Annotated in this window: 22 protein-coding genes and 3 pseudogenes; 2 read left to right on the forward strand and 23 right to left on the reverse strand. The window is 38.1% G+C overall.

Annotated elements, in window-relative coordinates; genetic code table 11:
- The 6 genes and pseudogenes from FLK20_RS19250 to FLK20_RS19275 form a co-directional block, all read right to left on the reverse strand.
- A pseudogene (locus FLK20_RS19250) lies at positions 1-1633 on the reverse strand (DNA-directed RNA polymerase subunit beta); the annotation flags it as partial.
- 52 nt (positions 1634-1685) lie between these two features.
- Positions 1686-1804 (reverse strand): annotated as a pseudogene (locus FLK20_RS22020) (PEP-utilizing enzyme); the annotation flags it as partial.
- 593 nt (positions 1805-2397) lie between these two features.
- The gene (locus FLK20_RS19260) at positions 2398-3327 is read right to left on the reverse strand and encodes a macrolide 2'-phosphotransferase (protein WP_152658219.1); all 930 of its coding nucleotides are present in this window, start codon (positions 3325-3327) and stop codon (positions 2398-2400) included.
- Between the two features lie 128 nt (positions 3328-3455).
- Positions 3456-4229: an ABC transporter permease gene (locus tag FLK20_RS19265; protein ID WP_152658220.1), complete on the reverse strand. Its 774-nt coding sequence runs from the start codon at positions 4227-4229 to the stop codon at positions 3456-3458.
- Positions 4222-5166: an ATP-binding cassette domain-containing protein gene (locus FLK20_RS19270; RefSeq protein ID WP_152658221.1), complete on the reverse strand. Its 945-nt coding sequence runs from the start codon at positions 5164-5166 to the stop codon at positions 4222-4224. The genes FLK20_RS19265 and FLK20_RS19270 overlap by 8 nt, the downstream gene beginning before the upstream one ends.
- 144 nt (positions 5167-5310) lie before the next feature.
- On the reverse strand, positions 5311-5922 hold the full coding sequence (locus FLK20_RS19275; protein ID WP_152658222.1) for a TetR/AcrR family transcriptional regulator: 612 nt from the start codon (positions 5920-5922) through the stop codon (positions 5311-5313).
- Between the two features lie 269 nt (positions 5923-6191).
- Here FLK20_RS19275 and FLK20_RS19280 point away from each other — a divergent pair, with 269 nt between their 5' ends.
- Positions 6192-7655 carry an MDR family MFS transporter gene (locus FLK20_RS19280; protein WP_370453220.1) on the forward strand — a complete coding sequence of 488 codons (1464 nt, stop codon included), beginning with the start codon at positions 6192-6194 and terminating at the stop codon, positions 7653-7655.
- 499 nt (positions 7656-8154) lie between these two features.
- Here the strand turns inward: FLK20_RS19280 and FLK20_RS19285 are convergent, their stop codons facing one another.
- The 6 genes from FLK20_RS19285 to FLK20_RS19310 all read right to left on the reverse strand — a co-directional run bounded on the left by FLK20_RS19285 (position 8155) and on the right by FLK20_RS19310 (position 12339).
- Positions 8155-8814 carry a hypothetical protein gene (locus FLK20_RS19285; RefSeq protein ID WP_152658224.1) on the reverse strand — a complete coding sequence of 220 codons (660 nt, stop codon included), beginning with the start codon at positions 8812-8814 and terminating at the stop codon, positions 8155-8157.
- A 12-nt stretch (positions 8815-8826) separates the two neighbouring features.
- Entirely contained in the window at positions 8827-9237 is a 411-nt protein-coding gene (locus FLK20_RS19290) for a permease prefix domain 1-containing protein (protein ID WP_152658225.1), read from the reverse strand.
- Complete coding sequence (locus tag FLK20_RS19295) at positions 9234-9563, reverse strand: PadR family transcriptional regulator (RefSeq protein ID WP_152658226.1); 330 nt, start codon at positions 9561-9563, stop codon at positions 9234-9236. Before FLK20_RS19295 ends, FLK20_RS19290 begins: the two co-directional genes overlap by 4 nt.
- A 676-nt stretch (positions 9564-10239) precedes the next feature.
- On the reverse strand, positions 10240-10530 hold the full coding sequence (locus FLK20_RS19300; protein ID WP_152658227.1) for a CD3324 family protein: 291 nt from the start codon (positions 10528-10530) through the stop codon (positions 10240-10242).
- Between the two features lie 780 nt (positions 10531-11310).
- Positions 11311-11745, reverse strand: coding sequence for a DUF4267 domain-containing protein (locus tag FLK20_RS19305; RefSeq protein WP_152658228.1), 435 nt, complete (start codon positions 11743-11745; stop codon positions 11311-11313).
- A gap of 3 nt (positions 11746-11748) precedes the next feature.
- The gene (locus FLK20_RS19310; protein WP_152658229.1) at positions 11749-12339 is read right to left on the reverse strand and encodes a TetR/AcrR family transcriptional regulator; all 591 of its coding nucleotides are present in this window, start codon (positions 12337-12339) and stop codon (positions 11749-11751) included.
- A gap of 336 nt (positions 12340-12675) precedes the next feature.
- Between FLK20_RS19310 and FLK20_RS19315 the strand changes: the two genes are divergently transcribed.
- Positions 12676-14442: a DUF2207 domain-containing protein gene (locus tag FLK20_RS19315; protein WP_227995166.1), complete on the forward strand. Its 1767-nt coding sequence runs from the start codon at positions 12676-12678 to the stop codon at positions 14440-14442.
- 97 nt (positions 14443-14539) lie between these two features.
- Here FLK20_RS19315 and FLK20_RS19320 read toward each other — a convergent pair whose 3' ends face one another.
- From FLK20_RS19320 to liaF, 11 genes and pseudogenes are all read right to left on the reverse strand, one after another.
- The gene (locus tag FLK20_RS19320; RefSeq protein WP_152658230.1) at positions 14540-16111 is read right to left on the reverse strand and encodes an MFS transporter; all 1572 of its coding nucleotides are present in this window, start codon (positions 16109-16111) and stop codon (positions 14540-14542) included.
- Between the two features lie 159 nt (positions 16112-16270).
- Entirely contained in the window at positions 16271-16864 is a 594-nt protein-coding gene (locus FLK20_RS19325; RefSeq protein WP_152658231.1) for a GNAT family N-acetyltransferase, read from the reverse strand.
- A 110-nt stretch (positions 16865-16974) separates the two neighbouring features.
- Entirely contained in the window at positions 16975-17535 is a 561-nt protein-coding gene (locus FLK20_RS19330; RefSeq protein WP_152658232.1) for a TetR/AcrR family transcriptional regulator, read from the reverse strand.
- A 133-nt stretch (positions 17536-17668) separates the two neighbouring features.
- Positions 17669-18538, reverse strand: a pseudogene (locus tag FLK20_RS19335) (alpha/beta fold hydrolase).
- Positions 18539-18909: 371 nt separating this feature from the next.
- Entirely contained in the window at positions 18910-19647 is a 738-nt protein-coding gene (erm, locus tag FLK20_RS19340) for a 23S ribosomal RNA methyltransferase Erm (protein ID WP_152658233.1), read from the reverse strand.
- A 357-nt stretch (positions 19648-20004) separates the two neighbouring features.
- Positions 20005-20145 (reverse strand): hypothetical protein, encoded by a 141-nt coding sequence (locus tag FLK20_RS21745; protein ID WP_194165693.1) that lies wholly within the window; start codon positions 20143-20145, stop codon positions 20005-20007.
- Between the two features lie 389 nt (positions 20146-20534).
- Entirely contained in the window at positions 20535-21233 is a 699-nt protein-coding gene (locus FLK20_RS19345; RefSeq protein WP_152658234.1) for a DJ-1/PfpI family protein, read from the reverse strand.
- Positions 21234-21416: 183 nt separating this feature from the next.
- Positions 21417-22187, reverse strand: coding sequence for an NUDIX domain-containing protein (locus FLK20_RS19350; RefSeq protein ID WP_152658235.1), 771 nt, complete (start codon positions 22185-22187; stop codon positions 21417-21419).
- A gap of 108 nt (positions 22188-22295) precedes the next feature.
- A complete protein-coding gene (locus FLK20_RS19355; RefSeq protein ID WP_152658236.1) occupies positions 22296-22928 on the reverse strand; it encodes a response regulator transcription factor in 633 nt (210 codons plus the stop codon).
- Positions 22921-23973, reverse strand: coding sequence for a sensor histidine kinase (locus tag FLK20_RS19360; protein ID WP_152658237.1), 1053 nt, complete (start codon positions 23971-23973; stop codon positions 22921-22923). Before FLK20_RS19360 ends, FLK20_RS19355 begins: the two co-directional genes overlap by 8 nt.
- Positions 23970-24704, reverse strand: coding sequence for a cell wall-active antibiotics response protein LiaF (liaF, locus tag FLK20_RS19365; protein WP_152658238.1), 735 nt, complete (start codon positions 24702-24704; stop codon positions 23970-23972). The genes FLK20_RS19360 and liaF overlap by 4 nt, the downstream gene beginning before the upstream one ends.
- Between the last annotated feature and the right edge of the window lie 44 nt (positions 24705-24748).

Consider the following 24748-nt stretch of genomic DNA (forward strand, 5'->3'; position numbering starts at 1 on the left):
TATCATCATCTAACAGGGAGTTTGCCTGCGCGACAATATAATTATCCTGTTCATCGGCAGTAAGATAATCAATGCTGCCTGTTACTTTTCCGGTTTCAGGATCAACACGGCGATATGGTGATTCAATAAATCCAAATTCATTCACTCGTGCATAACTGGACAGGGAGTTGATCAAACCGATGTTTGGGCCCTCCGGAGTCTCGATTGGACACATACGGCCATAGTGGGAATAGTGAACGTCACGTACTTCCATTCCCGCACGTTCACGGGTCAAACCGCCAGGCCCTAGTGCAGACAGACGGCGTTTATTTGTCAATTCTGCCAGCGGGTTCGTCTGATCCATAAACGTAGACAGCTGTGAGCTTCCAAAGAACTCCTTGATGGAAGCAACCACAGGACGAATATTGATCAATTGCTGTGGAGTCACGCTGGAAGTGTCCTGGATCGACATTCTTTCACGAACAACACGTTCCATCCGGGATAATCCAATCCGAAATTGATTTTGTAATAATTCACCGACAGAACGGATTCTGCGGTTGCCAAGATGATCGATATCATCCGTATCCCCAACCTGATGCAACAGGTTAAAAAAGTAGCTGATTGCTGATAAAACATCAGCAGGTGCTATATTCTTGATGCTTGTTTCGACATTTCCATTGCCGATAACATGAAGCTCTCTCTCACCGCTTGCATCCGTCGGGTCTGTAATTTTAATAGATTGTAGAGAAATTTTATTATCAAGAACTCCTCCATGAGGTTCAAGCAGCTTTTCGCCAAGTTTTTCTTCTTCTCTCTCTAAATAAGGGATCAATTTATTCAGCAATTTACGTTCAAGCTTATCGCCCTTTTCTGCTAAAACTTCACCAGTGTCAGGATCGGCAATTGTTTCAGCGAGAACCTGGTTGAACAGACGGTTTTTGATGTGCAGCTTTTTATTTATTTTATAGCGGCCGACACGTGCCAGATCATAGCGCTTTGGATCGAAAAAGCGGGATACCAATAAGCTTTTAGCATTTTCAACTGTTGGAGGTTCTCCAGGACGCAGCCGTTCATAGATTTCAAGCAGCGCTTTTTCCGTTGTTTCCGTATTATCTTTTGCAAGCGTGTTCTGAAGGTATTCATTATCACCGATCAAATCGATAATTTCCTGGTCTGTTCCAAAACCAAGTGCACGCAAAAGCACAGTGATTGGAAGCTTGCGGGTCCGGTCAATCCGGACATGAACAACATCTTTTGCATCTGTTTCAAATTCCAGCCATGCACCACGGTTTGGAATGACAGTTGCGGTAACGCCTCTTTTTCCGTTTTTATCCGTTTTTTCATTATAATAAACACTTGGCGAACGGACAAGCTGTGATACAATAACACGCTCTGCCCCATTGATAATAAATGTTCCCGTGTCTGTCATTAATGGGAAGTCACCCATAAATACTTCCTGTTCCTTTACTTCTCCGGTTTCATTATTAATTAAACGAACCTTCACGCGAAGGGGAGCATTGTATGTCACGTCTCTTTCCTTTGCTTCGTCTACAGGATATTTCGGATCACCCAAACTATAATCCACAAACTCAAGTGATAGATTTCCTGTAAAGTCTTCAATTGGAGAGATATCCTGGAACATCTCTCTTAAACCNAATATTTTTTACAGATATCAATACCTTCTCAATGTGGAAATAATATTAAAAACCGAATTCACACGTAATTACTGCTCCATGAGTTATCCGTCTGCCAATCCCGGTAATCCTCCTTTGATGCATACAAACAATGGTGTCCAGCCGGGATCTGTAAAAAAAGTGATTAATATTTATTCACCTCCCATTTATCCATCCAAAACTACACTAACTCATTCACCTGATTATTCGCACTTCTGCAATATCCTTTCCTTTGTTCTAACGTACTAAACCCTCCAAAAAAATTTTAAAAAAAGTGTTGACTAAACAGGATTAGATGTTATATAATTAAAATAGGATAAATATACACAAATACAACTGTTTTAAAGTGTATCTATATAAATCTATCATAGTTTTTCATCATAATCAATGCATTTATACAATCTAATTGTATAAATTTTTTTATTCTGCCCCAGAATTACCAGAGAATTGACGCATCCTTTCTCCAAAAGATCCATTTCATTAATCATATAAAAAACGAACACAACATAAACAGGCAATCTATCCCCGCACTGAATAAAACAGCTATGAATAAACCCAATTAGCAATCGGCAAAGAGGTAAATCAGTTGTTATACGACCTGATTTACCCCATCTCTACAATACCCTACTTCAGGCATGCCGGTATATAGTTCGCCAGACACTTCTATTTTTTTCTTACCCTGCTTCCTGCATTAAAATTATCACTTCACCAAAAATGTCATACAATACGTTGACTTCCAAGATCATTAGCTATCAATACCTACAGACAGAGAAGGTGCACTCAATAATTCTTTTGCCATTTGTTCATGCTCTTCTGTTCCAGATGCAATGGCAAACTCGGCCAGTTCTATCGGGAAATATGCTGCGGCAAGTTCCAGCACATGTTCTTTCATTAATGGCCATGTCTTTCCGCCTGCTTTATGATAATAACCAATAAGAGAATCTAATCCTTTTTCGCCGAAAGCCGTGTAGTAATAAACAAAATCATTTGCCACATCCGCTACTTTTGCTTCCGTCCAGTCAATCACTCCTGTTACCATTGTCTCCTTGTTGACCAGCAAGTGCCCTGGATGTAAGTCACCATGAATCAGGCCTGTTTCATTTGGCCACATTTCTTCATCAGCAATCCATGCTTGCCACCTGTTCCATAATGATTGCTCAACACCAAACATCTCTTTTATACGATGCATCCGTTTATTCATTACATGTTTTAAATCACTTGCTTCCTCTACGGGTAATCCAGACCTTTTTACTCGCTGCTTTGGAAACTGATGCAATTCAGCTAATACTTTTGCAAGAGATTTATGAAATTGTTCAGGAACTTCTTTCTGACTGTCTCCCCATACATAGTTTTGGCTTTCTGCCGTAAATGTCCCTGCAGGCACACCATTAAGAGCTTGGTAAGCAATCAAATCCTTTTCATATATTTCCCAATTGGGTATCTCAAAGGACACAAACTCACGGACTAAAGATAATGCGTTTTGTTCTGTGACAGTTCGCGGAAGAACATCCTCTCTTCTTGGTATTCTTAATATCCAGTTGATACCATCTATATCTTCTGCGAACACAACGTTAAAATCTAATCCATCATCATTAAACTTTAGTGAATCAACATTCACATGAATTCCATAATCTTTTGCTAATTCTGCAATTTCCATTCTTTTTTGCTGCCCCATTTTAAAGCACCTCCGATAAAATATTGTCGCAAGTTGTATCATCAAAGACACCGCACATTTATTTCATTCATATATTCTAAATTTACCGGCTTACCGTGTTTTATTTATATTCGTTCTATTATAAAGTCTCATTCGCTTTTACGACGTTTGAACAGAAGCGTTGCAGTAATCATTGACACAATTAGCAATCCTCCAAACCAGGCAATCATCAACCAATGATTATGACCAATTGGAGTCCCGAGCAAAAGTCCGCGCAATGTCTCAATCAGCGGAGTCATCGGCTGGTTTTCAGCAAATGCATGAAGCCATGAGGGCATCGTCTCGGTTGGTACAAAGGCACTGCTTAAATAAGGTAGGAACAACATTGGAAATGTGATAGCATTTGCTGCCTCCACACTTTTTACCAGTAAACCAAAAACAACAAATACCCAGCTGATTGATAACATAAAAAGCGTTAAAACCCCTGCCGCCCCAAGCCATTCCAGCCATCCTGCGTCTGGTTGAAAACCAATAAGAAAGGCAACAAGGATTGCCACTGTTGTCGCAATCACATTGCGGACGAACCCTCCTATCACATGACCTACCATTAAAGAAGACGGGAGCAGCGGCATCGTCCGGAAGCGCTCAAATAAACCGCTGACCATGTCCTGTGTAACACTAAGCGCGATGATCGAACTGCCAAAACCAACACAGGTAATGATGACACCAGGAACAACGTAATTCACATAGTCCGTTCCTGTCTGAATCGCTCCTCCGAAAACATAGACAAACATAATCATAATGGCTACTGGCAGTCCAATCGCCATCACCAGGGACTCCGCTTCCCGGAAAATATGCTTTAAACTGCGTACAGACATGGTCCATCCATCTAAAATTGCCCAATACCATTTTGTTTCACCCACTGACAACAGCTCCTTTCTTATCATCACTTGTTATTTCCATGAAAACATCGTCCAGTGTCGGCTTACGGAAGATGAAAGATACTGGTTCAATGCCATGTTCATGCAATGCGTTCAACAGCCTGCGCATATTCTCGGGCGTGCCTTCCGTTGTCATGATAACACTCCTTTCATTTACATCCATTTGACCTCCGAAAAGATCCCGGGCTTTTTGACAGGAGGGTAAATCAGCAAATGTGAATTCTATTTTTTCTTCTCCAACCATACGTTTCAGCTCCTCGGCAGTACCCTCTTCGACAATTTTTCCCCCGCTGATAACAGCAATCTTATCTGCAAGCTGGTCAGCTTCTTCCAAATACTGTGTTGTTAAAAAGATGGTTACACCGTTCTCCGCAAGCCTCTGAATCATGCGCCACATATTTTTGCGACTGCGCGGATCTAGTCCAGTTGTCGGTTCATCCAGAAAAATCACTTTCGGATCTGCAATCAGACTGATAGCGATGTCAAGCCTACGGCGCATCCCGCCAGAATAGGATTGCGCCCGTTTTTTAGCTGCATCCTTTAAATCAAATTGTTCCAAAAGTTCTGCCGTGCGCTTTTTTACCGTCTGGCGATCCAGGTGATTTAATCGCCCCATCATCAGCAAATTTTCCTCTCCGGTTAATAATCCGTCTACTGCTGCGTACTGCCCGGTTAAACTGATTAACTTTTTTACAGAAGCGGATTCGCGGCTTGTATCGTATCCGCCAATCGTTGCCACACCGCCATCTGCTTGAATCAATGTTGATAAAATACGTACCATGGTGGTTTTCCCCGCTCCATTTTCTCCAAGCAATGCAAAAATAGAGCCTTTTGGTACCTCAAATTGGATACCGTTCAAAACCGTTTTCTTTCCATAATTCTTTTTAATATTCTTTACCGAAATAACAGATTCAGGCATAAAATTATCTCCTTCCAAATTATAGATTGACTAAATCAGTCAATAAAAGAACAAAAAAATCCATTAATGATTGATTAATTCAGTCAATGTTAAGAATAAAGGTCTTTTGTTGATATGTCAATCCATTTTTTTTCACAAAAATGATTATCGCAATTCTATCATCCGTAAAAGAATACGTACCTTCTTCTCCCTGTTTTCTTTCCAGAATGATGGATCATCTGCCATAATACTGGACAGGACAGTTAAATAAACATCCACCAGATCTTCCGTATCCCCTTGAATAATCTCTCCGGATTTCTGTCCTTCAAGAAATAAAGGGGTTAATGCTTTGATATAAAATCGTCCTGATTTGTCTACGAGTTCATGTATATGATCAGGTAAATCATTGGCCCTATGTAAATGTTGAGCAATTCTAAAAACCATACTGCTTGTCCCTAAATCACTTTCTGTAAATGCAAATTGAGTAAATTCCCTGATTTTTTCCAGAGGTCTTCTCCCACTTTCTTTCAAATCATAAAAAAATTGCTCGACCGTATTTTCATCCATCGCCCATTCCATACTCTCATAAAGTATTTCTTCTTTAGAATCAAAATAATGATAGATCAATCCATGGCTCACTTTTGCTTCTTTTGCAATCATACTTATTTTCGTGAGTTTCACACCATTATCTGCAAACACTTTCAAAGCTGCACGCATCATTTGTTCTTTTCGATCCGCTTTTTTCTGATCTAGTTGCTTCTGGTTTAAAGATGTCATATATATTATTCTCCCTTTTTCTTTGACTGAATTGTTCAGTCTATATAAGCGTAAGGGCTGTACGAAATGGAGTCAAGTCATATGTTGTTTGCTCAATTGAAGCTAGCAGAGAACAAACAAAACGGAAAAATATAGTTTTGTCCAAAAAGCTTGACACATAAGAGTTTTAAATTATGAGATTCATTCAGCCGATCAAATAACTAAAATTAAATAAAAATAGTTGAAACTATACATTGGTGTCGTTATAATAAACATCATAACCGACACCAATGTATAGTTTTTGCCAAATACACGAGAGGAGTAAACACATGCAGGAAATGCAAAGAGAAAAAAAGCAATTTAATGTCATTCCAATCATGACTTCTTTATTAATAGCGGGTTTTATTGGCTTATTTTTTGAAACAGCATTAAATATGGCGTTTAGTGATTTAATGCAGGTATTTGATATAACACCTGCTACTGTACAGTGGTTAACAACTGGTTACTTGTTAACAATTGGCATTTTAGTGCCTGTTTCAGCACTTCTCATGCAATGGTTTCCTACAAGGACACTCTTTATAGCCTCCGTGTTCTTTTCGATTTTAGGTACAGCAAGTGCTGCAATAGCCCCCAGTTTTAATATGTTATTGGTGGCAAGAGTGCTTCAAGCTATCGGCACGGGACTGCTCCTTCCATTAATGTATCATGTTGTTCTGGTAATCATTCCTGCTAAAAAAAGAGGAACAGCTATGGGATTAATAGGTCTGGTGATGATGACATCCCTTGCACTCGGCCCGACGATTTCCGGGTTAGTCATTGAAAAACTAAGTTATCAATGGTTATTTTGGTTAGCTATTCCCTTTTATATGATTGCACTGCTGTGTGGCGTGTTCTACATGCAAAATGTATCCGCCATTAGTAAGCCTAAAATCGATATCTTATCGATTTTATTCTCAACAGCAGGTTTTGGGGGAGTCGTTTATGGCTTTAGCGGCATAGGGAAGGATGAGAACACAGTAATTGTCATTGTAACACTAAGTATAGGGATATTATCTCTACTCCTATTTGCGTTTAGACAATTTTCTATCCCATCTCCTATGGTTAATTTGCGGGCTTTCAAACAACCGATGTTTGCGTTAGGAACGGTGATGGTAGGTATTAATATGATCATTATCCTAACTGCTAATCTCCTGCTCCCTATTTACCTTCAGGATGGTATGGCTTTCACTGCTTTGTTGGCTGGTCTAATTTTACTCCCAGGTGGAATCCTGAACGGAATCATGTCACCGATTAACGGCCGTTTGTTTGATCGATTTGGACCAAAATGGCTCGTGCTGCTTGGATTTATCATCTCTTTGATAGCACTTTGGGCTTTCTCCAAAATACAATCGGGTACATCTGTTGAAATCATTATCGGAGTGTATATGTGTCTGATGGTTGGCACCTCCATGGTTATGATGCCGGCACAAACGAATGGATTAAATCAACTGGAGGCGGAGCTTTATCCGCATGGTTCAGCGATTGTTAATACCATACAGCAAGTATCAGGCGCACTCGGAACTGCTGGTGCTGCAACCATGATGACATTAGGACAGCAAAATTATCTATCAGCGGTTGACAATCCGGCAAAACTTGAAAATATAACAGCCTCACTTACGGCAGGAGTGCAAAATGCTTTTATTTTTGCGATGTTCGCAGCAATTATTGGATTCGTCTTAGCCCTGTTTATAAAACGTGTACAAGTGGAGGAGTAAACACTGGTAAAAAAGAATTTGATTCTTGAGCATACAATAGACGGCTTTTTTCCATTTCCGTATAAAACGGTTTTACTTGGGCTAAAAATTACTTTTCACGAGTAGTTATTTAAAGCTAACAGAGAGAATAAGAAGACTAGCATGAATCACGCTAGTCTTCTGTTTACTTTCAGATAATTTACTATTCACTTAATTTCTTTTTACAGAACTTAGCAAGTACTTCATAACCAATCAAAACAATGCCAAAAGTGAACTCCATGGCAATACTCTTTTACCAGATGCAGCGGTGTCATCTGATGATGTGAAAAATATGGAATCTAGCGTGTTTTGATTATACTTTTTCACATTTACTAAGTCCTCCCTGTAAAAATCAAGGATAAGCTTAATTATTTTCAAAGCTTTTACTTTCACAAAAGAAAACCAAAATAACGAATTCACAGTGCGTTACTATGTACTGTGACGAATCTTTTGGAACATCATCTTAAAGAACATCTATCTTTTATATTTGCTCTGCTCTTTTATTACCACCATTTTTCCTTCTATCAGAACCATAAAAATACATGCTCAACGGCCACCATAAGATAAGAAAAATCGGATACACTTCCCAAATAACACTTGGTGTGGAAACTGCGCTGACAACAATTAAAAAAACAACGGTTAAGAAAGTCCCGGAAATAGATAAGCCAAAATATCTTCTTGAACTTAGAAAGTATAAAAGTATCGGCCACCATAGAATGGCATAAGCAGGATAAATCGCCCATGGATATCCTGGTGAAAGATAAAAATTCAAGACAGAATAATATATGATGGAAGCCAGACTTCCTATAAGTGCGACAGATAGCTTTGCACCTGCTTTACCTAAGAATGTCAGGGTGATCAATAAGATAATAGGATAAATAGCATATAAAACCCACGGATGTCCCGGTGAATTGAAATAATTATTTAACGATAAGAAAAGGATGATTACCAATCCTACAAAAAGAACACCATATTTATACTGCTTTTTACTTAAAAAATAAAGGCTGATCGGCCAAAGAATGAGTATATGGGAAGGATACAAAAACCAAAGGTGTTCAGGACTTGTAAGAAAATTAACTATCATTAAAAATACAATTGTCATGATACTTCCAAGTGTTGCAAAAACAATCTCCTGCTTCATATCAGCACCTCCTTATTTTAATTTTCTCCATCGATAAAACATACTGAGCGGCCACCATAAAACAGCGAAGGTCGGGTAAACAAACCAAATAGTCGAAGGAGAGTAGTACATATTAATAAAAACCATCAAAACAATAATTAAAATACTTCCCCATATGGAAAAATTCAGGTCAATTTTTGCCCGCTCTATTCTTTTTACATCTTTATTTGTGCTAAAAACTCCTAATTCACTTTTTATTTCATCAATATTGCCAAATTCCACGATGGCTTTATTGATAGCATCCTCTTCTTCCTTCCCTTGAACCATCAGGTCGTAAACTTTTTCTTCCAGATTCTGATAAATCTCTTGCTTGATGGTTTCCCTTTCCTCACTCTTTGGAATATCTTCAAATAAATCATCTACATGATTTTTTATCTTATTCAATCTAATCCCTCCATAAACAAATCAATAATTTCTTTTGTTTCTTTCCATTCTCTGGCTGTCTCTTTTAAATATGCCTTTCCTAACATGGTAATTCTGTAATATTTTCGCTTTCCTCCATGAGACACTTTGCCATAATATGATTCAATTAACGCTTTCTTTTCAAGACGCTGGAAAACGGCATATAATGTCGCCTCTTTAATCTGAAAACGATTATCTGTCCGCACGCTGATTTGTTTGGATATTTCATAACCATACTGATCATTTTCATAAATCAGCCGCAGAATAATCGATTCCAGGTGCCCCCGTATAATATCACTTCTAATCATAACGTCCCTTCCTTATTATATAATTCTATCTGATAGAGTAATATTATCATCAATTGCTCTATCTGTCAAAGTAATTATAAATAACATAAATTTATAATTAAAAACAGCTTTTAACACTGTTATATCAAATATTATGATACTAAAATAAGTTATCTGACTTTGAATTTTAATTTAGTATTAGTTAGAAAGAGTAATCATTTGAACAACTACTCTTTCTGTTATAGTAAATTTAAAATCGGAATCGTTTTTTTGGTATTTAATGTGGTTTTATAAACAGGCGAAGATTGATAATTCCATACGAAAGATGCCATAACATAAATAATTCGCATCCTGTTTTAGAACAATAAGATGCGAATGGATTATATTTATTGAAATTGTTGCAAAAGTTATGTGTTTGTTGTCCCACCTTTTTCCACTTCTCAGCTGTCCCTCCGCAGAAAAGACAACCAATAAGCCGCTGTACATATTAACGCCCATACTAAAAAGCGTAAAGAAAGCAATCCATGGCGGAAGCTCGGTCACTTCATAAGCAGGCACCGAAATAACAATTTCTAAATCTAAATGAAAACCTTGATTCATGATTAAAAGAGAGATACTCACACAATTACTAATGAGTACCCCTCTTTCTAATTACTGATATCTCGTCTCAGCTTCCCTCAGAGTTAAACGCGTCTTATCATTGTTTTATTTCACTATTGCTCTCACGCGTTTTATAGACAATTTTACGAATGCTATCCATTGAGAGATTATAAGTTTGTTCCAAATCCTCAAATGACCAGCCTTCTCTATATAATCGGTAGATTTCTTCATTTCTTTTAGCTAAGGCAAGACGTGATCCGTTGGCTTCTCCCCATCCCGCCCGCTGATTGGTTTGCTTTGGAATATAAATAAGCTCTCCTTGAATATATTTTTGGAGCTCCTTCAACAAATGAGGCGGAAGCACCTCTTTTCCATTTTTGTATGACAAGCAAGAACATCCTTTCTATCAAGATGTATGGGTCGATCATGCATTATTTTCTCATTCATCATTAAAACTCCTTTCAGTTGATTTTATTTTTTGTAAACCTTTTCACTTTTTAGTATACATTAAATCAGGAAAGAAAAGGAGACCGCAATCTAAATGCGGCCCCCTATTTTATGATTTCCGGCTATGCGGAAATCACCTCATATTTTGTGATCAATTTCAATCAGCCTCCTTTCCGAAATACTATCGGTCCGACACCTTTATTAACTCATATCTTCCCCTTCCGAACAAGGGGAAGAATGATTATAATTATTTTTTACCATTTTTTAAATCCTGATTTAAGAAAACCTTCTCCCCCACTTGTATGCTTTTTCAAAAATTTCATAATGAAAGAAGCCAAGAATAAAAAAGGTGATTAAATACTGGTCTTCCACATCATTATTAACTATATAAATTGAAGTAAGAAGTCACACTTTTGTTTTGCTCATGAAAATGAGTAAATGATGATTGAAAAAACAGTAACTAGCGAAAGAAAAACACAGAGACTCCTGTGGGAAAGCGCAAAATCGAAAAGGAAGTTCGGTGAAGTTCGCGACGTCCTGTCGCAACACCGAACTGACATACGTCTTGTATGCCTCCTCGAAAAAAAGCGAACTTCTTTTTTTCGAGGAGATGCGCTCGGGGCCCACGGAAAGCGTAGTGTTTTTCTGTAGCGGTAGCTGTTAATATTAATTTCAATTTATATAGTTCCGATAAATAAACTATTTCTATTTGCAAAGTCCTTTAGGATATTCCCTTTGGCATTTCTATCCCTTGCTCTCGCCACAGTAAGAATGTGATGAAAAGCACACCAACCATGGTAATAAAATGTTGCCAGCTATCCTTTAATTCACCGCCATGCTGTGTCAGCACCAAAATCCCATCCATCAAAGGGACAATTGCGGACACAAGTGAAAAAGCGATTAACACTTTTTTTATTCTTATAAAAACAAACACAATTATACTGATTCCAAGTGCTAAATCCCTTACTGCCTTCACCCGGACATATCCACTATCTAACGGATTCAAGATTTCTAATCCAAAGGCTCTTGAGGCAGCAACAGGTTGAATAAAACCATTAATACCTAAGCCAATCAAACCGCCTGCGCATAAAATAATTAGCCAAAAAGATAATGATTTCGGACCCCAGCGTTTTATTTTTTTAGATTGCTCCCGCACTTCTTAAGTCTCCTTTTTTCTTATCATGTCTAAGACAGCATTTACTGCAAGCTCTTCCGCTTGCTCTCTTGTACCATATAATCTGCCAGACATAAATAAGGATGATATTCCGTGTAATGTTCCCCATGCCGCGTAGACATAATGATTCAGCTCTTCATCGTTGCAATGAGGCATGTATGCAGCAAGCACTTTTTTGCTAATCTCCCCTATCTGCATTCCTTCCCGCCAAGTCTCTTCAACTCCAAATGGGACACCGTCCATCCCATACATAATCCGATAATATGCTCCATTTTCCCAGGCAAAAGCGCAATAAGCCTTTCCCAAAGCGATTGCTTGTTTCTCCGGGTCTGAATATTTGCCGACTGCCGTTTCCAACTGGTCGGCTAACAATTTAAAACCATTACGCAGAAGTTCTAGGATAAGATGTTCCTTATTTTCAAATAACTCATAAACTTTTGTCGTACTGTACTCAATTTCACTGGCAATTCTTCTGATGCTCACATTTGCCCATCCGTTAGATTCTGCAATACGTAAAGCGGCTTTCAGAGCTTCTTCTTTCAAACGAACTTGCTCACGTTCAAACCTGGTTACCATCAATCGATTCTCCTTTATTCAAAAATTTATCCATCTATAAATAACACTGTTTTATTTTATAACATAGTTATATTCTATGTTTCTTTTTATATTTTGTAAAGGATAAATGCCAAATACACAGAGTTATTCCATTAGTAAGGAAAGTCTCGTAAGTGGTACCCTATGATAAATATCCCAAAACAATCAAGATTGGTATCATTCCTGCCTGAAGTACTTATCTGCTATACAAAAATGAAAGATAGCTTGCTGATTAGCAGCGCTTTAAAAAGGGTAAATAATATTGAGATACATTTATTAAGGCAGCATTATCATGACGAAAGCGAGTGATGGATACAAATGAATAAGTGGATGAGGATACTTGTTTGCTTAACTATGGCAGTCACAATAAACCTGGGACTTACATTAACGGCATTTGCTGAAAATGAAATGAGTGATCTACATATTAAAGTAGAATTACAGGAAGATGGCTCAGGCATTGTGACAGAGCACCGGCAAATGAATATGGATGAAGGTACAGAACTTTTCATTAATATGGCCAACCTTGATGGATCGGAGCTATTAGATTTTTCAGTCGATGGGTTTACAGAAGATCCTAACTGGGACTCCGATGATTCACGAGAAGAAAAGGCTGGAAAATATGGAACATTATCTACAAGCGATGGTGTTGAATTAGTTTGGGGAATTGGAGAATACGGGGAAAATACGTATACGATAACCTACACATTATCTGATCTTGTTCGTAATTTAGAAGATGGACAAGCAATGCTTTGGAACTTCGACACCTTTTCAGATATTCCTGCTCAACATTTGACGGTTGAAATTTCTGGTTTCGAGCCATTCACACAGGACACAGTAAATTTCTGGGGCTTCGGTTTTGAAGGAGATATGCAGCTTGTCGATGATCGTATTATTTGGGGATCAAATGGGGAAGCTGATGGTGATGTGATTGTTTTGACGCAATTTCCGACTGATTACTTTCAAGCACAACAAACAGTAGATATGACGTTATCCGAGCAACAAGAAGAAGCAATGGATGGATCTACCTATAATACAAGTGACAATACGACCATGGCTTTAATTATCGTTGGTGCAGTTGTCGGTTTTTCTCTATTGATTCTTATCGGAACCTTCCTCATCGTCCGTAAAGCCAATCGAGTGAAAAGAGAAGCTGGCGCAATGAAGCCTCTCCATAAACGGATAGCAGAAAATAAAGGCAGAACTTATGCTGCAGTTCCTTACGCCGGAGAAGACTATGCAGGTTTAAGTGCCCTTTTAACACAGATGAAGCTTGGTTATTTTGAGGATATCTTCCAAGCCTATCTGCTCAAATGGTCAGTTAATGAGAAAATCTCTATTGAAGCTGAAGAAGAAAGCGCGTTTTTCGGAAAAAAATATCGCACGACACTTACCATAAAAGATATTAAAAATGAACTGGATAAACATCCAACAACCTTTGGTGAGCTGACAGATCAAATAGAAGCTGAAGCGTATGAGGAAACGTATGAAACAGGTCTTTGGACGATGCTCTTAGATGCTGCGGACAGGAATGGGGTCGTTACAGATAAAGACATTCAAAAATGGGGTAAAAAGCATGCAGATGAAGTCAGTACTTTTGCCGATTATCTCAAAGACTATTCAGAAGCTTACCTGGAGCAGCAGGGTTTATTTACTTTTGAAGAAATCAAGATATTTGGATTTTTACAATCTATTACGATAGCAAGTAATGAAGGAGAAAAACTGGCGGATCGTTTGATTCAGTTTGATAATTATTTAAGTGAATCAGATATAAATCAATTTTCAAATGCTTCCAAGCCGCTTTCATTAAAAGATATGATGCTATGGAATGTTCTGCTTGGTAAAAGTGAGAAAGTATCTAAAAAATTTGATGGCTTCGTCCCTGATGACATGCATGAAGAGGAATGGATATACCATAACTTCTGGTATGGAACCTACTATACCCGCACAAATTTGTCCACAGGACTAGCCAGCGGCGGCTTTCACTCCAGCACTTCATCTGCTGCTGCGGCAGGCGGCAGCGGTGGCGCTACAGGTGTCGGCGGCGGTGGCGGCGCTGGTGGAGGTGGAGGCGGCGGAGCCCGCTAAGCGAAACTTCTCTGACTCCCGGCTAAAAAACATATTGTATCAAATCAAATTATCATAAGAAAAGCTCAATGACTATTTGAGCTTTTCTTATTTTTATTTATTCCTCACCACTGGGCCGAACATGTCGCAGCATAATAACTGAAAAAATGGCCAGAAGGATAACAAGAACGGCACTGACAGCTGCGATGGTGTTGATCCCATTAGTGAACGCTTCCTGAGCTAAGGTGAGCAGTTTATTTGCCGTGTCTGCAGGTACAGAGTCCGTTACTTCCAAAGCACCTACAAGAGATTCCTCAGTTGCTTCAGCTGCGGAGGAAGAAACATCCGCCGGGAGAGAGCCGCTTACTTGGCGCTGGTATACCGCTGTAGCGATGCTTCCCATAATTGCAATACCCAACGCCGCACCTAATTCAGCGCTTGTTTCAGATATAGCTGATGCGGAACCGGCTTTTTCCGGAGGTGCAGACCCAACAATTAAATCCGTTCCCAACACCGTCAACGGACTTATACCAATAGCAAAAATGACACTGCCCACTATGAGGATCGTCAATCCGGAAGTGGGTTCAACCTGCGTTAGAAAGAGTAAACCCGCACTGGCGATAACTAAACTGATCCCAATGACATAAGCAGGTGAAATCCGACGTGCAATTAACGGTGCTGCAATAGAACCAATAATAACCCCTGCTGCAAAAGGAACCAGCCAAAGCCCGGCAATCAATGGAGATAGTGCTTGCACGAGCTGTAAATATTGAGCAATATATAGATTGAGACCGCTAATTGTTAGTAATCCCAGCAGCAAAATACATAATGCGCCACTGAAAGCAGGAGTGCGGAACAGTCTCATATCTATTAATGGATCATCCATACGATTTTGTCTGTGTACAAACGCCCAGCCAATCAGCAGGCCTGCAGCAATAATCAAAACGAGCGATACTTGAAACCCTTGTTCAGCAATATTCTTAATACCATAAACAATTGCAAGAATGGCTAGAAGAGACATCACAGCACTGATTAAATCTAATTTTTCTGATTTTAAATCTTTATACTCCGGTAACAATACTGGTCCTGTAACAAGCAGCAGCAACATAAAGGGCACACCCAGCAAGAATACAGAACCCCACCAGAACCACTCCAGCATTAAACCGCCAACGATAGGACCGATAACGCTCCCTACTACGAAGCACATCATCCATACACTAATAGCACTGCTGCGCTGCTTTGCATCTTGGAACATGTGTCTGATCAACGATAATGTAGAGGGCATCAATGTCGCCCCGGCAATGCCCAGCAGTGCACGGCTCACAATTAACATTTCAGCGCTGTTCGAGTATGCAACCAGTATAGAAGCTATTCCGAATAAAGTCGCCCCAATCATCAGCAGCTTTCTACGCCCGATACGATCCGCCAGCTTCCCCATGATGACCAGAAATCCAGCAAGTACAAACCCATATATATCCACAATCCACAACATTTGCGTACTGCTGGGAGCTAAATCAGCAGCCAAATGCGGGAGAGCAAGGAACAACACACTAATATCCATGGTCATAATCAACGTAGGAAGCGCCAGCACAGCCAACCCAATCCACTGTTTCATACCAGCTTTAGAAGGTATTTTCACCGATTCTTTCTGCTTCTTCTCGGCTTTCATTTTCTTTTTATTATTATTCACAATCACCCTCCTTAAAATTTATCATGGTCACACACCATATAAACTGAATTTAACTTTTTATCATAAAACTATATTTGTTTTTATAGTTTTATCAAAATTTTTTTATCTCTTTTCAGATCGAAATCATCTATAATAATGGAATATCTGCAATGAAATAATTTATATCTCCAGCTTCATATAAATACGTTCCTTAAACCCTTTAAAAGAAGAAAATCTCTCCTTCTTCCTTTCCATGTCGCTAAATCCCAGTTTGGCATACATATGATAGGCTATTTTATTCGTATCGACCACTTCTAAAATAAAACGGCGATAAGAGGCATGCTGTAAAACATGCTGAAATAAAGCTGTAGAAACTCCTTTTCCCCGAGCTTTTACAGATGTAGCAACACATTCAATATATCCCGTACCATCTTCATACGGAAGTTTCTTATTAAAGTCATTTTTCATGAAGTGATACCCCAGGTTTCCCTTTACAAATCCAAAATGTTTTTTTAACGTATGCCGATCAATGTTAAGCCCTCGTGCTTTATTGTTAGAACAAGCAAGTATCCCTACAATTTCTCCATTTAGCATTGCAAGGTAAAGAACTTTCGGATTTAACATTTTTTGAAAAGCAGCCACTAAATTTTTACGATCTTTGGAGAAAAAGCCTAATTCTTTCTTATAACCATCAACAAATACTTCAGCGGCCTCTCTTCTTACATCGCTATCAAAATCCTTCATTTGCTTTACTTCCATTACAGTTTTTTGCATTTTGGCCCTCTCCTTCTCTTGATATAACTTCAAGTTTATATTTTTCAAAATTAAACTATATTGGTTTTATTAGTTTTCTTAAAAAAAGTGGAAATACGATAAACCTCTTTTTATTCTTCTTTAGAAACCAATCCATATAAAATGATATCTGCAATTTGAGATAAAGCTTCCGGAAGAGAAATATCATTTACGATATAGAAATGCTGATCTTGAGCTGTTTCAACCGCTCCTCTTATCATCTTTACAATTAAGGCTGCATTTTTATTGACAATAATACCTTCACGAATACCTTGCGCAATTAAAGCATCCATTTCATCCCAGTCTTTTGTATAGATTTCATATAATTTTTCCCATTGTTCCGGGTAAGAGCGTTTGATTTGTTCTAACGTTGGCCGATTATAAAGTTCAATATAGGTTGGCAAAGTTATAATGCTCTCTTTAATCTTCTCGATCAATGACATATCATCGTCGTGTAAAATACGCTTATGTTTTTCATCAACTTCAGAAAAAGAGTCTTCGATTAACGCATCTAAAATATCAGCTTTCGATGAAAAATGTTCATACAGTGTACGTTTACTGATCCCCAGCCTGCGTGCAAGATCATCCATTGTGAATTTAATCCCATTTTCCTTTAATTCTGCTGCAAATCCTTGGATTATTCGATATTTCATTGTTAGCACCCCCCTGAAAACTAATTAAACTAATTTAGTTTTATGGTTTTGGTAATTAGTATACATGATATGTGATGTTGTTGCAAGTGGTTCTTCGTTGTAACATTTTTAACTTTTGAATAACATTCGTTACCTATCTATCTGAAAAGCTTGATAGAAATTCTACAAGTCTTTCATTTACACTATCAGACCCACGTCCAAGCCATATTAAGTGCCCCCATGTCTCCAGTAAACATAATTCTGAATCACGAATTTGTTGGTTAGCATAATAAGCATGCTCCAATGGGACGGAACTATCATATTTACTGTGCATAATCAGCGTTGGACAGGAAATAGCTTGCAAGTTTTTAGAGGTAACCTTTTTTGTTTGGGATAAATCTATTAAAAATCCATAACCCGATCGTTGACGTTTGTTCATTCTTTGTATTTCATCTATATCTGTGTCTAATATTTTATCTATGATTTCTTTATACGAAAGATTGCTAAAGGCAGGTACCATCTGCTTAAACATAAATTCCCGAAAAATATTGCTCATGCCTGAAGCCAGTTTCCATGTGATTTTTTCTACAGCAGGACGGAATAAAATCTGTGCTGGCTTATATATTTTATCTTCCGCTGTCAGTCACTCTTTTGTTACAGCACTCTGTAATGTTAATGTTTTGACTCTCTCCGGATAACGAGCTGCAAAATAAAGCCCGCTTGGCCCGCCAGCTGAAATGGCAAGCAGATGTACTTTGTCAATTTTCAAATAATTTAACAGCTTCATATAGTAATCACAGGCTTTGGACAAATTCTCTCCAATTTCTTTTGATGTTTTTCCATACCCTGCCCTTGAAGGAGTAATTATCATAAAGCCATTCTTAATCAGGGAATCATACCCCAAATCCTCATAACAGTTGGAATGTCCACCATGCATTACGAGAATTGGTGCACCTTTTTTCCAAGTGATTGAATATTCGATCGTTTGACCATCTGTGATATATGTACCAATAATTCTATCCATTACCCTCACCACATCCTTTCATTATACTTAAACATACAGATACCCATACTTTTTTCTATACTCACTAATCTGTAATTATTGTATATGGGTTGCGGGACAGTTCATATTTTAATCACATTAATTAAAGTATCCTCTATTTACTGTTAGAGTCTACTTCTCTGATAAATTCTTCCCGTTTATTCGTCCCAGACCGTTTTAAATAATTTGGAGAGGTTACTTCCCGTATAAAAATAAGTGCATCATAATGATCTTTTGGACAAATAACCAATGGGGAAAGACCTGAAAATCCCGATTCCAATAACCACCAACAGAGAAAAAGCATTCAAAAGACTCTCTGCTTCTGAATGCTTTTATCTCTTTATACTTTTTCTTTAATTCCGGAACAATTTATAGCTATAAAACATGGATAGCACCTGCTCTCCGGTTAAATGATCTATATTTTTTACTTGCGCATAGTTCAATGCCTTTTTAAACTGATTTTTTGTAAACAGCTTTTTGTATTCCTTATTTACCAATTTATAAACAAAGGATTGATACAAATCTCTATCCCTAGGATGCATTCCAGATTCTTTTCTTCTAAGCCTGATTAAAACAGAATGAACTTTCGGCTTGGGATGAAAATAATCTCGAGGAATGGATTTTAATACGTTGATATCAACCTCTGGAAATATTAATAACCCGAAAGCCCTGCTATCATCTGTAAGTCGTTTAGCAAACCCTGCTTCAACAATCAGAAAACTATCCATGGCAGCACTTTCGAAAACAACCTTCTTTATTATTTTCGTACTTATATTATAAGGTATGTTTCCATAAATTTTATACGGTTGATTTCCTTTTGGAAACGTATAATTTAATATATCTGATTGAACAACTTTTACGTTTTCATAACTGCTGATAGATCTTTCCGTCATAGATACAAGCTTAGTATCTATTTCAATAGCTGTAAGAAAATGACAAGCCTTTACGAGCTCTCTCGTAAAATGTCCCTTCCCTGAGCCAATCTCAATAACAATGTCGTTTTTACCAATATTCGTTTTAGATAATATTTCATTAATATACTTTTTCGACGTAATAAAATTTTGACTATTTTTTGGATTTACTTTGTTCATTATAACCCTCTATTCCATTGGCTATAACGAACTTCATTTTTCGTTCATTATAACCATTTAGTGTTTTTCCTGGTTTATAATGAACGCTTTAACAACAGCAATGCTGCAAATCCCCATGTCTATCCTCCTTTTTAATTTTTTAGAAGAGACGGTTATCTACTACTGCAATAGATGTGATTCCCATGACAATTACCTCCAAATATAATATGACAGATTGATTATAACAAATGATTGCAGCTGAAAACAGTCTATCTCCGTCATTCGGCTGCCAGCAATATTATCCGCACAGGCAAACCGCCATATTTTCCCCGTTCAATTAGGACTTCTCTGACTTCCCCGTCATGCGAAGAATTTTATCTATTTTACAATCAAGATTCCCAGGCCATGCCTTAGCTCACCAGAACAATTGCTCTCAAGCATATAGTGCGGCGTATTGTTTAAATGCTGAATTTGCTCCTCGGTTGCATCCCTTCCATTATCCTCTACTGAATAACACATTTATTCCCCCTTAAGGGTATACAGAATATTTACCATCTGTTAATTTACCTTTTTTGTTATGCGAGCAGGAGAAATTCCCTCTATCCAGCTCTAACCTTGCTGTATCTAAATAGCTGTTTTTCATTCCAAACGGTTCAATTATTTTCTCATTCATAACCTAATGAAATCGTTTGGCAGTAACATCATCTATCAGCTGCTGAATGATACAGAAGCCTGTATCTGAATAGTAGAATTCACTTTCAGGTTCATACTTTATTTTAATAGGATCACTACAATAAGGCGTTTCCCTTTTAGCCACTATAGCAGGAATTTCTGTTTGCGGATCCACTTCAGAGAAGCTGCCTTCAGGGTCTATCATTCCGGATTGATGACTTAGTATATTTAAACATTTATTTCATCATTTTAAGGATGCTTTTCGAATGCTTGATTACCCCAAGTAATCCAATTCCTTTTTTTGCATCTTTTGTTAATTTCGCTCCTGCTATTTTTTTAATCTTTTCTTCTGCATTCAAATAATTACCAGTATCAAATATCGGCTGCGGATCGTATTCTATTGCGAGTTGAATCGCCTTCGTTTCGTCTTCCCCAACTATTTTATCTGACAAATATAAAGCCATGTCTATACCAGCCGATACACCCGCTGCAGTGATATATTTTTCTTGCTCAACAATTCTCTCTCTGACGGGAATTGCTCCAAAATTACTTAATAGATTTATTGGCTTCCAATGTGAAGTTGCTTTTAATCCAGTTAGTAAACCTGCTGAAGCCAGCAACATAGACCCTGTACATACAGATGTCGTCCAGCGTGTGGTTTTATCAATTTCCTTTATCCAATTCAATACACGAACATTTTTCATTTCTTTCATAAATCCAATTGTTGAGCCAGGTATTACTAAAATATCAGCACTCTTTATTTCATCGATACTATATTTCACATTCATATCTATAAAACCAGAATCAGCTTTTATTTCTCCCTTTTTCTCTGCGACAAAGTATACTTTTGTATCACTCATATTCCTTAAAACCTCATAAGGTCCAACAGCATCAAGCATTGTTACACCCTGATATAAATAAATAATTACTTTCATAATTGCCTCCTTCTTTTTAGATTATTTTATAGTTCAAATTTCTATTTTGAAATGTCATTTCCTTCAATGTTTTGTGTTCCAATATTCAGACAAAAAATATGTGGAAACTAAAAAGGACATATGACTCACACAATAAGCATATATCCTCTTATTTAACTCTTTAGATATAACAAAATAGCAGTTTTAATTGGAAAGTACAAGATTAGAAACAACTATTTTTGACCATGACTCCAACGCGTCAAAATGGTGTTTCAATTCACCTTTAGTCATCCATATGCCAGTGAGCTCATCTTCTTTTGATTGAATATTTTTATGATTTAACTCAATTTCATAAACAACCCCAAGATGATCACTATCAACATCATCATTTGATTTAATTATACCTTTCATTTCCAGCTTTTTAACCATTTCTGCTTTTATTCCTGCTTCTTCCTCCAGTTCACGCCAAAGACCGTTTTCAATAGAACGTTCGATATCTCCGGGTACTGCATCTATTTCCCCGACATGTCCTCCCAGCAGCCCTTTTCTTCCTGCGAGCCTGCTTTCCCCGACACCTGCTCCACGTAAAATAAAGAAATATTCCTCTTCATACCTTACAATAACATATGGTATTGGATGCCTTTGGCTTGGATGATACTCTAGTAAACTGCGTTCTTCTATGCCATAATCTATGAAGGGTAATTTATTTACTTTGCTGAATCCCCATGGAATACTCTCTAAATCAGCTTCTTTAAAATATAATATTTTTTCTGCTGTACTTGGTTTTTGCTTTTGTAAAACTTCTGATTTAATCATATTTAGATATTCCCATCCATCTGATTCAATAGGATACTGCGACCGGTCAGCCAGTATCTCTTCAAGAGTTTTTTCTTTGATAGAGTTTTCATCACATTTTAGAAGTTTAGCTGCCTCCTTCTTTTTAATAGAAGAATGAATCGTTTCTTTATTTGTCATAACATCACCTTTTTCTTACACTATACTTCACTTTCCATCTATACACTGATCTGATGCTTAATTAGAGTCAGATGATATGTATGACTCATCCTCGTTTATATCCCATGATTACTCCACCAGCTTGTTCTGAAAAGCATAAATGACAGCCTGTGTCCTGTCCTGCACTTCTAACTTTCCTAAAATATTACTGACATGAACCTTCACTGTTTTTAATGCAATAAACAATTCATCGGCAATTTCCTGATTTGCTTTCCCTTTCGCCATTAATAACAAAACTTCCGTCTCCCGTTCTGTTAACTGCTCATGCAAAGCAACCTCCTGTTTTGTCCGCATACGGTTCATAATTTTCCCGGTGACTTCCGGCTCCAGAATGGACTGCCCTTCGTAGGTCGCACGAATCGCTTTGGCAATTTCGCCGGCTTTCGATGTTTTCAGCATATAGCTAGTAGCTCCCGCTTCTAAAGCAGGGTAAACCTTCTCATCGTCTAAAAAGCTGGTAACAATAATAATTTTCGCTTCCGGCCACGCTTCAATAATCTTCTTTGTTGCTTCAATGCCATCCATTTCCTTCATCACCAGATCCATTAAAATAATATCCGGGCGCAGCTCTAATGCCAGGTCAATCGCACGGGAACCATCATCCGCCTCTGCAACTACTTCAATATCCGGCTGTGAGGAAAGATATGCGGATACGCCGATTCGTACCATTTCATGATCATCAACAAATAAAACCTTAATCATTGGATGTATCCTCCCTTCTTAAAATAGGTACTTTCACTTCTAAACGTGTTCCTTCATTTGGCAAGCTGATAATTTTCAATGTCCCGCCGACCTCATAAGCACGCTCACGCATATTCTGCATGCCATAGGAGCTTGTTTTCACAGCTTCCGTCTGAAAACCAATTCCGTCATCGACTACACGCATAATTATATTTTCATCCCGTTCCAATAATAAAACGTGCAGATTGTCAGCCTTTGCATGGCGCAACGTATTAGAGATAGATTCCTGAAAGATTCGGAACAGCTGGTCTTCTACACCTTTATCTACTTGAAAATCCTCAATTTTCGCATCGATTTCTATCGGTACTTTTTGTGTTAATTCCTTTAATAGTCCTTCCACACCTTCCTGCAATGATTTACCCTTTAAGTCAACGGGGCGTAAATGTAAAAGCAGCGCACGCATCTCCAATTGCGATTGATGAATCATTTTTTCTACCATATTTAACTGCTTATTTAATGCCGCGTCTTCCGGAGGTCCTGCCTCATTAATCGCCGACATTAACATCGACGCCGCAAAAAGCTGCTGGCTCACAGAATCATGTAGTTCCCGGGCCAGGCGATTTCTTTCCTGCGCAACTACTTCCTGCAAGCTTTGTTCGCGTTCATTCGCTCTCTCCGTTGCAATCTTTTGTGCATGCTCGGTTTGCGCCCGCAGCTTTTCCTGCACCTGGGTCATCCGCTCTGAAATAGATTCCAGCTCTTTCGGGACTTCTTCCGCTTCAGAAGGTCTTTCTCCTTTAATAATTCCGATAAGCATTTTTTCAATCTTTTTTAAATTCTCCTTCCAGTACCAGCCTATAATTGCACCGATAATGGAACCGAATGTTATAATGACGGCCAGTGCAGTTAAAAGAAAGGAAACATCCCCTAATTTTCCTTCCCACAGCGCACTCCATCCAAATGCGATATCGATAGAGAAGGTAATAAAAGTCATAACGATCATGATAATCGCTAATACAAAGCTGCACGCAATCGACAAGAGGACAAAACGAATAATTGAATTCATACGCGTTTCACCTCAATGTCTCCGGAAAATAAAGAAGTAACAATCTTTACTCTTTGATGCGCTGTACTATAGTCTTTTGTTTCATAATGAAGGGATTTGTTCATCAGCCGATTGTGATTCTCTCCCAAAATAGATGCTCTGCCAAACATGGAGCTATGATGAATACTGACCTCTACTTCATAAGGTACATAAATCTCAATATTACCGATCAGATGCCGGATAGAAATGACTGCTGTATCATATGGCAGTACGGTATTGCTTAAATCAATAACACGGTCGCCATAAATGCCGTGCATATTGACGTCCTTCCATTGATAAGCCGTTTCTTCTGTCCGCGCATCATCAAACATGCGCTCATCAAATAAATTATCTATTTTGATAAGCGGATCTTCACTATGCAAGCCCGATTTATTTGGGAGTTCCGGCTTTTCTTTACTCGGGTTTTTCGTTGATTTACTATAATTTAAAATTAAAATGACAATAATCACGACAATTAAAAATCGTACTGCCAGCAAATTAAACATGGAAAGAAGGAAGGATATTGCAGCAATAGCAAATACAATCTTCCAGCCCAATGCATTCAGTCTTTTCCAGCTGAAGTAAACAAAGAAACCGGAAATAAAGGCTGATATCAGTGATCCGCCATGAAAAAAGGCGATTTCAACCACAAGAAGCACTGCAACAGTAATCCATATCCAATTTAAGTTTTTAGTACTGAGCTGTTTAAACATCCTTCCACTCTCCTTTCATTTATGTCTTATGTAAAATATACAGG

Origin of the sequence: Oceanobacillus sp. CFH 90083 (assembly GCF_009389585.1) — a bacterium.
Lineage (GTDB): Bacteria > Bacillota > Bacilli > Bacillales > Amphibacillaceae > Oceanobacillus.

Coding starts and splice junctions, on each gene's coding strand:
- FLK20_RS19355 (WP_152658236.1), bottom strand. CDS start 22,928: ATGATTAAGGTTTTATTTGTTGATGATCATGAAATGGTACGAATCGGC.
- erm (WP_152658233.1), bottom strand. CDS start 19,647: ATGAACAAAGTAAATCCAAAAAATAGTCAAAATTTTATTACGTCGAAA.
- FLK20_RS19350 (WP_152658235.1), bottom strand. CDS start 22,187: ATGACAAATAAAGAAACGATTCATTCTTCTATTAAAAAGAAGGAGGCA.
- FLK20_RS19270 (WP_152658221.1), bottom strand. CDS start 5,166: ATGCCTGAATCTGTTATTTCGGTAAAGAATATTAAAAAGAATTATGGA.
- FLK20_RS19260 (WP_152658219.1), bottom strand. CDS start 3,327: ATGGGGCAGCAAAAAAGAATGGAAATTGCAGAATTAGCAAAAGATTAT.
- FLK20_RS19275 (WP_152658222.1), bottom strand. CDS start 5,922: ATGACATCTTTAAACCAGAAGCAACTAGATCAGAAAAAAGCGGATCGA.
- FLK20_RS21745 (WP_194165693.1), bottom strand. CDS start 20,145: ATGTGTTATTCAGTAGAGGATAATGGAAGGGATGCAACCGAGGAGCAA.
- FLK20_RS19310 (WP_152658229.1), bottom strand. CDS start 12,339: ATGGTAACCAGGTTTGAACGTGAGCAAGTTCGTTTGAAAGAAGAAGCT.
- liaF (WP_152658238.1), bottom strand. CDS start 24,704: ATGTTTAAACAGCTCAGTACTAAAAACTTAAATTGGATATGGATTACT.
- FLK20_RS19295 (WP_152658226.1), bottom strand. CDS start 9,563: ATGATTAGAAGTGATATTATACGGGGGCACCTGGAATCGATTATTCTG.
- FLK20_RS19345 (WP_152658234.1), bottom strand. CDS start 21,233: ATGAAAGTAATTATTTATTTATATCAGGGTGTAACAATGCTTGATGCT.
- FLK20_RS19325 (WP_152658231.1), bottom strand. CDS start 16,864: ATGCAAAAAACTGTAATGGAAGTAAAGCAAATGAAGGATTTTGATAGC.
- FLK20_RS19360 (WP_152658237.1), bottom strand. CDS start 23,973: ATGAATTCAATTATTCGTTTTGTCCTCTTGTCGATTGCGTGCAGCTTT.
- FLK20_RS19280 (WP_370453220.1), top strand. CDS start 6,192: ATGTATAGTTTTTGCCAAATACACGAGAGGAGTAAACACATGCAGGAA.
- FLK20_RS19330 (WP_152658232.1), bottom strand. CDS start 17,535: ATGAAATATCGAATAATCCAAGGATTTGCAGCAGAATTAAAGGAAAAT.
- FLK20_RS19285 (WP_152658224.1), bottom strand. CDS start 8,814: ATGAAGCAGGAGATTGTTTTTGCAACACTTGGAAGTATCATGACAATT.
- FLK20_RS19315 (WP_227995166.1), top strand. CDS start 12,676: ATGAATAAGTGGATGAGGATACTTGTTTGCTTAACTATGGCAGTCACA.